The organism is Acidovorax sp. KPB24-07 (genome assembly GCF_057543315.1).
Genome location: NZ_BAAJYS010000187.1, coordinates 1 through 7311, shown reverse-complemented (window position 1 = coordinate 7311; position 7311 = coordinate 1). Strand labels below are relative to the sequence as shown.

Below are 7311 nucleotides of genomic sequence, written 5' to 3'. Positions count from 1 at the left end.
GTGCCGGCAGCCGCTGCTGCATACGCCCCGCCACCGGCCCCCGAGGTGGCCCCCGCAGAACCGGAGGAATTCGTGCACGAACCCGACCTCGAGGAAGCCGCCATCCGCTTTGCCAATGGCGACCATGCCGGCGCGGAGTCCGGCCTGCTCGAAGTGCTGGCGCAGCACGAGCAGGACGATCCCCAGCAGCAGCTGGAGATCTGGATGACGCTGTTCGACCTGTACCGCGCCATCGGGGAGCACGAGCGCTTCGATGCGCTGGCGATCGACTATGCGGCCCGGTTCAGCCGCTCGGCGCCGCTGTGGTTTTCCATGCCCGAACTGCTGGGCCTGCAGGCGCAGCCCGCGCCGGCCGCCACGGGCTTCCCGCAGCGCGAGTTCAGCTGGAACTCGCCGACCACGCTGGCCGCGCAATCGGTGGTGGCGCTGCAGGCGTCGCTCGCCCGCGCCGCCCCGCCCTGGACGCTGACCTGGTCGCGCCTGGCCGCCATCGACGAGGCCGCCGTGCCGCTGCTGGCTAACCTCTTCACGCAGTGGGCGGAGCAGGAGGTGCAGCTGACGTTCTTCGGCGTGGAGGCGCTCAACACGGTGCTGGAAGCCCGCACCCAGTCCGGAGACCGGGACACGTCGCCCGAGTGGTGGCGCTTGCGCATGGCGGCGCTGCGCCTCATGGGCCGCCCCGACGAGTTCGAACTCGTGGCGCTCGACTATTGCGTGACCTACGAGGTCTCGCCGCCATCGTGGATCTCGCCGCGGTGCAGTTATTCCAGCGACGACAGCGGCGCCCCGGTGCCCGCAGATGTCACGCCCTCCGATTTGCATGCCTCGGGCTACGGCGAACCCTCGTCCATGCCGGCGGGCCTGGAGAGTGCCGAGCCTTCGGCCTCGCTGTCCGGCCACATCGAAGGCGACGCGGTGCCGCTGCTGGCGCCGTTCGAGGAGCAGGTGAAACCCGGTGCGCCGCTGATCATCGCGTGCGACCGCCTGGTGCGGGTGGACTTCGCGGCGGCCGGCTCGGTGCTCAACTGGGCGGCCGAGCAACAGGCCCAGGGCCACGCGGTCCACTTCGTCAACCTGCAGCGGCTGGTGGCGGTGTTCTTCAACGTGATCGGCGTGAACGAACACGCCTGGGTCGTTCCGCGCAAGAACTGACCCTCGGGCACAGGGCGCCGGCAGGGCGCGCTGGCCGCTCTTCATGCCCCGTGCAACGCCGTGCGCGGGGGGCGTTGCAAACCGTGCGGGCATCCCCACATGCCAACGCTATGGAACAGTTTCACGGCACCACCATCCTCAGCGTCCGCCGCCAGACGGCGGACGGCATCCAGGTCGCCATCGGCGGCGACGGCCAGGTCACCCTGGGCAACATCGTGGTCAAGGGCACCGCGCGCAAGGTGCGCAAGCTCTACCACGGCAAGGTCCTGGCGGGCTTCGCCGGGGCCACGGCCGATGCGTTCACGCTCTTCGAACGGTTCGAGGCCAAGCTGGAAAAGCACCAGGGCCACCTGACGCGCGCGGCCATCGAACTCACCAAGGACTGGCGCACCGACCGCGTCCTGCGCCGCCTGGAGGCCATGCTGGCGGTGGCCGACACCAGCGCCTCGCTGATCATCACTGGCAACGGCGACGTGCTGGAGCCCGAGCAGGGCATCGTGGCCATCGGATCGGGCGGCGCCTATGCGCACTCGGCGGCCAAGGCGCTGCTGAACCACACCGAGCTCAGCGCGCAGGAAGTGGTCAAGAAGTCGCTGGAGATCGCCGGCGAATTGTGCATCTACACCAACATGAACCACACCATCGAGACGCTCTGAGCGCTTCGGCGGTTACTATTATTTTGATAGCTGTCTGCCTTAGAAGAATATGTGCTGACGGCTGATTTGATTGCAGGTCCCCATGTCGTCCATGACCCCCCAGGAAATCGTCTCCGAACTCGACCACCACATCGTCGGCCAGGCCAGCGCCAAGCGCGCCGTTGCCATCGCGCTGCGCAACCGCTGGCGCCGCCAGCAGGTGGAAGGCAGCCTGCGCCACGAGATCACCCCCAAGAACATCCTCATGATCGGCCCCACCGGCGTGGGCAAGACCGAGATCGCGCGCCGCCTGGCCCGGCTGGCCGATGCGCCCTTCATCAAGGTCGAGGCCACCAAGTTCACCGAGGTGGGCTACGTGGGCAAGGACGTGGACTCCATCGTCCGCGACCTGGTCGAGATGGCCGTCAAGCAGGCGCGCGAGAGCGACATGAAAAAGGGCCGCGCCCGCGCCGAAGACGCGGCCGAGGACCGCATCCTCGACGTGCTGGTGCCGCCCGCGCGGGGCCATGCGGCGGCCGAGGCCGCGCCGCCGGCCGACAACACCGCCCGGCAGGTGTTCCGCAAGAAGCTGCGCGAGGGCCAGCTGGACGACAAGGAAATCGAGATCGACGTGGCCGACGCCCGGCCGCAGCTGGAGATCATGGGCCCGCAGGGCATGGAAGAGATGGCCGAGCAGCTGCGCGGCATGTTCAGCCAGATGGGGCAGGAAAAGCGCCGCACGCGCAAGCTCAAGATCGCCGAGGCGCTCAAGCTGCTCACCGACGAGGAGGCCGCCAAGCTCGTGAACGAGGACGAGGTGAAGACCCGCGCCGTGCAGAACGCCGAGCAGAACGGCATCGTCTTCATCGACGAGATCGACAAGGTGGCCACCCGCCAGGAATCAAGCGGCTCGGACATCTCGCGCCAGGGCGTGCAGCGCGACCTGCTGCCGCTGGTGGAGGGCACCACCGTGTCCACCAAGTACGGCATGGTCAAGACGGACCACATCCTGTTCATCGCCTCGGGCGCTTTCCACCTGAGCAAGCCGAGCGACCTGATCCCCGAGCTGCAGGGGCGCTTTCCGATCCGCGTCGAACTCGAATCGCTGTCCGTGCAGGATTTCGAAGCCATCCTCACGCAGACGCATGCCTCGCTGGTCAAGCAGTACCAGGCCCTGCTGGCCACCGAAGGCGTTACGCTCGAATTCGCGCCCGAGGGCATCACGCGCCTGGCGCACATCGCCTTCGAGGTGAACGAGCGCACCGAGAACATCGGCGCGCGCCGGCTGTCCACGGTGATGGAGCGGCTGCTGGACGAAGTGAGCTTCGATGCCGCCCGTTTGTCCGGCCAAACGGTGGTGGTGGATGCTGCGTACGTGAACGCGCGGCTCGAGTCCTTGAGCCAGGACGAGGATTTGTCGCGCTATATCTTGTAAAAGATTCCGGCGTGTTGCGGGCCCCTGGATTCTTGCCCGGATTCCAGGTTGCCCGAGAGCCTTCAGGTATCACTTGCATAGCCTGGGCTAAGTGCTTATTCAGTAAAGCATTTTGGGTGTTCTCCACTGGCACTGTCGGTGCTAAGTCGTTGATTTCATTGCAAAACTTTGTTGCACCTGGCGGGGCTCGGTATTTTTTTCCTGCTACAGTGCAAAAAAGTGCAATTAAGTGGTGAAAAGTGCCCTCGTGCGTCCATTCCGGATGCGCAGGCGCGACAACGAGCTGGGGTTCGATTCCGTGTTTCAAGGGGCGTCATCGCTGAGTCTGGATGCGAAGGGAAGGCTTTCCGTGCCTACCCGGCATCGTGACGTCCTCGCGGCGACCGCCAACAGTCAGCTCACCATCACCAAGCATCCGCACGGCTGCCTCATGGTGTTTCCCCGCCCCGAATGGGAAAAATTCCGCGAACGCATTGCCGAGCTGCCCATGTCCGCCCAGTGGTGGAAGCGCATCTTCCTGGGCAACGCGATGGACGTGGACATGGATGGCACCGGCCGCGTGCTGGTCTCGCCCGAACTGCGGCAGGCCGCCGGCATCACCAAGGACACGATGCTGCTCGGCATGGGCAACCACTTCGAGCTGTGGGACAAGGCCACCTACGAGGCGCAGGAGGCTGTTGCCATGCAGGCCGAGATGCCGGCCGCTTTCCAGGACTTTTCTTTCTGAGGCCATGGTGAACGCACCGCTGCAACACACCACGGTCTTGCTGGGCGAGGCGGTCGACGCCCTGCTGGGCGCCGCCGGCCCCGCGCCCGCCGGCGTGTGGATCGATGCCACCTTCGGCCGTGGCGGGCACTCCCGCAAGATACTGGACCGGCTGGGGCCGGGCGGGGGCCTCGTGGCGTTCGACAAGGACCCCGAGGCCATCGCAGAAGCAGCGCGCATCACCGATGCGCGCTTTTCCATTCGGCATGAAGGATTCCGCCATCTGGCCGAACTGCCCGAGCGCAGCGCCGCGGGCATCCTCATGGACCTGGGCGTGAGTTCACCCCAGATCGACAGCCCCGGCCGGGGCTTCAGCTTTCGTTTCGACGGCCCGCTGGACATGCGCATGGACACCACGCGCGGCGAGAGCGTGGCCGATTGGCTGGCCACGGCCGAGGTCGGGCAGATTGCGGAGGTGATACGTGACTACGGCGAAGAACGGTTTGCTGGCCCCATTGCAAAGGCGATTGTTGCTCGTCGCGAGGAGCGGGGCCCTCTTGCCACCACCGCTGAACTGGCCCAACTCGTGGCTGGCTCGGTCAAGACCCGCGAAGCAGGCCAGAACCCTGCAACGCGCACATTTCAGGCTCTTCGGATTTTCATCAACGCCGAGCTTGAAGAGCTGCAACAGGCGCTAGAGGCCAGCCTGCGGGTGCTCGCACCCGGTGGCCGGCTGGTGGTGATCAGCTTCCATTCGCTGGAAGACCGCATCGTCAAGCAGTTCATCGCCCAGCATTCCAAGGAGGTCTTCGACCGCCGCGCGCCATTTGCGCAGCCGCAGCCCATGCGGCTCAAGGCGCTGGACCGCATCAAGCCCACCGCAGCCGAGATCGAGGCCAATCCCCGCTCCCGCAGCGCGGTGATGCGCGTGGCCGAGCGCACGGAGGTGCAGTCATGACGCGCCTGAGCCTGGTGCTGCTGCTGGGGGTGATGGTGAGCGCGCTGTACCTCGTGCACATGCAGTACGAGTCGCGGCGCCTGTTCACCGAGCTGGACCGCGCGGTGGCCGAGTCGCGCCGGCTGGAGACCGAACACCAGCGCCTGCAGGTCGAAAAGCGCGCCCAGGCGACGCCGCTGCGGGTGGAAAAACTCGCCCGCGACCGCCTGCAGATGCGCACGGCCACGCCGGCCATCACGCAGTACGTCGCCGACGACGGCACGCCGGTGGTCACGGCCGCCACGGCAGCGCCCGTGCCGGCCACGCCGGGTGGCGCGGGGAGCGTGCGCCGATGAGCCGCAGCGTCAACTACACCTCCAGCCCGCTGCTGGCCAGCAAGACGCCGGTCTGGCGCAGCAAGTTCATCGTCGCCATGGTGGCGCTGGGCTTCGTGGGCCTGGGCGCCCGCGCGGCCTACGTGCAGGTGTTCGGCAATGCGTTCTTCCAGCGGCAGGGCGAGGTGCGCTTCGCCCGCACGCTGGAGCTGCCCGCCAACCGGGGCCGCATCCTGGACCGCAACGGGCTGATCCTGGCCTCCAGCGTGCCGGCGGCCAGCATCTGGGCGATTCCGGAAGACGTGGAGCAGGACAAGCCCGAGGTGCGCGAAAAGCTCCAGCAACTGGCCAAGCTGCTGGAGATGCCGCTGCCCGCGCTCAAGACCAAGCTCGCGGACGAGGACAAGACCTTCGTCTGGATCAAGCGCCAGCTCGACTGGGAGGTCGGCCAGCAGATCGCCGCCCTCGACATCAAGGGCATCTACCAGCGCAAGGAATACAAGCGCCAGTACCCCGAAGGCGAATCGGCCGCGCACGTGGTGGGCTTCACCAATGTGGAAGACCATGGCCAGGAAGGCATGGAGCTGGCCTTCGACCAGCAGCTGGCCGGCAAGGCCGGCTCGCGACGCGTCATCAAGGACCGCCTGGGCCGCGTGGTGGAGGGCGTGGGCGCCGAGGTGCCGCCGGTGGACGGGCAGGACATGCAGCTGTCCATCGACAGCAAGGTGCAGTTCTTCGCCTACCAGAAGCTGCGCGACCAGGTGGCGCTGCACAAGGCCAAGGCTGGCAGCGTGGTGGTGATCGACGCGCACACGGGCGAGCTGCTGGCGCTGGCCAACTACCCGAGCTACGTGCCCGACAAGCGCCAGAACCTCACCGGCGAGCAGCTGCGCAACCGCGCGCTCACCGACGTGTTCGAGCCCGGCTCCACCATGAAGCCGTTCACCATCGGCCTGGCGCTGGAGACCGGCCGCGTGCGCCCGGAAACCATCGTGGACACCAACCCCGGCCGCGTCACCATCACGGGCTCGACCATCTCCGACACGCACAACTACGGCGTGCTCACGGTCGAGGGCGTGATCCAGAAATCCAGCAACGTGGGCACCACCAAGATCGCCATGCAGATGCCGGCGCGCGAGATGTGGGAGACCTTCTCGGCGGCCGGTTTCGGGCAGAAGCCGCAGATCCACTTCCCCGGCGTGGTGAGCGGCCGCCTGCGGCCCTACAAGACCTGGCGCCCGGTGGAGCAGGCCACCATGTCCTACGGCTACGGCCTGTCTGCCAGCCTGCTGCAGATGGCGCGCTCGTACACGGTGTTCGCCAACGGCGGCCAGATCATTCCCGCCACCATGCTCAAGTCGAGCACGCCGGCGGTCGGCGTGCCCGTGTTCTCCGAGCGCACGGCCGACCAGGTGCGCAAGATGCTGCAGATGGCCGCGGGCCCCGGCGGCACGGGCCAGCAGGCGCAGACCGTGGGCTACTCGGTGGGCGGAAAATCCGGCACCGCGCGCAAGCAGGTGGGAAAGAGCTATGCCTCGGGCAAGTACCGGGCGTGGTTCACCGGCATGGCGCCGATCGACAAGCCGCGCATCATCGTCGCGGTGATGATCGACGAGCCCAGCAACGGCGTGTTCTACGGCGGTGCGGTGGCGGCGCCGGTGTTCAGCGCCGTGGTGCAGCAGACCCTTCGCATGATGGGCGTGCAGCCCGACATGGCCGTCAAGCCCCAGATCGTGGCCAACACCGTGGAGGAATCGCTATGACGACGACCCCGCTGCTCACCTCGGTGCACGACGCCGTGCAATGGCTGGCCGCCCGGGTGACCGGTACGCTGCAGACCGACAGCCGGCTCATCCAGCCCGGCGACGGCTTCATCGCCTGGCCGGGCGCCGCCACCGATGGCCGCGCCCATGTGGGCGATGCGCTGGCGCGTGGCGCCATGGCCTGCCTGGTCGAGCACGAAGGCATCGAGGCCTTCGATTTCGCCCATGCGCCGGTGGCCGCGCTGCGCGGGCTCAAGGCCATCACCGGAACGCTGGCGGCCGAGTGGTTCGGCCACCCCACGCAGTCGATCGACGTGCTGGCCGTCACCGGCACCAACGGCAAGACCA

General features: G+C 67.3%; 8 protein-coding genes. All 8 read left to right on the top strand.

Features of this window, described 5'->3' with window-relative positions; translation table 11 throughout:
- The coding region (locus AC27IQ_RS16495) for an STAS domain-containing protein (RefSeq protein ID WP_487090096.1) at positions 1–1152 on the top strand (1152 nt) is incomplete at its 5' end.
- Positions 1153–1262: 110 nt separating this feature from the next.
- Positions 1263–1808 carry an ATP-dependent protease subunit HslV gene (gene hslV, locus AC27IQ_RS16490; RefSeq protein WP_272567200.1) on the top strand — a complete coding sequence of 182 codons (546 nt, stop codon included), beginning with the start codon at positions 1263–1265 and terminating at the stop codon, positions 1806–1808.
- A gap of 82 nt (positions 1809–1890) precedes the next feature.
- A complete protein-coding gene (gene hslU / locus AC27IQ_RS16485; protein ID WP_284393014.1) occupies positions 1891–3222 on the top strand; it encodes an ATP-dependent protease ATPase subunit HslU in 1332 nt (443 codons plus the stop codon).
- Between the two features lie 298 nt (positions 3223–3520).
- Positions 3521–3949 (top strand): division/cell wall cluster transcriptional repressor MraZ, encoded by a 429-nt coding sequence (mraZ, locus tag AC27IQ_RS16480; RefSeq protein ID WP_272569587.1) that lies wholly within the window; start codon positions 3521–3523, stop codon positions 3947–3949.
- 7 nt (positions 3950–3956) lie between these two features.
- Positions 3957–4886, top strand: coding sequence for a 16S rRNA (cytosine(1402)-N(4))-methyltransferase RsmH (gene rsmH / locus AC27IQ_RS16475; RefSeq protein WP_487090097.1), 930 nt, complete (start codon positions 3957–3959; stop codon positions 4884–4886).
- A complete protein-coding gene (gene ftsL / locus AC27IQ_RS16470; RefSeq protein ID WP_284405268.1) occupies positions 4883–5221 on the top strand; it encodes a cell division protein FtsL in 339 nt (112 codons plus the stop codon). Before rsmH ends, ftsL begins: the two co-directional genes overlap by 4 nt.
- Entirely contained in the window at positions 5218–6963 is a 1746-nt protein-coding gene (locus tag AC27IQ_RS16465) for a peptidoglycan D,D-transpeptidase FtsI family protein (protein WP_272567204.1), read from the top strand. Before ftsL ends, AC27IQ_RS16465 begins: the two co-directional genes overlap by 4 nt.
- Positions 6960–7311, top strand: a 352-nt coding sequence (locus AC27IQ_RS16460) for a Mur ligase domain-containing protein (RefSeq protein WP_487090095.1), incomplete at its 3' end; no start/stop codon positions are given. The genes AC27IQ_RS16465 and AC27IQ_RS16460, both read left to right, overlap by 4 nt.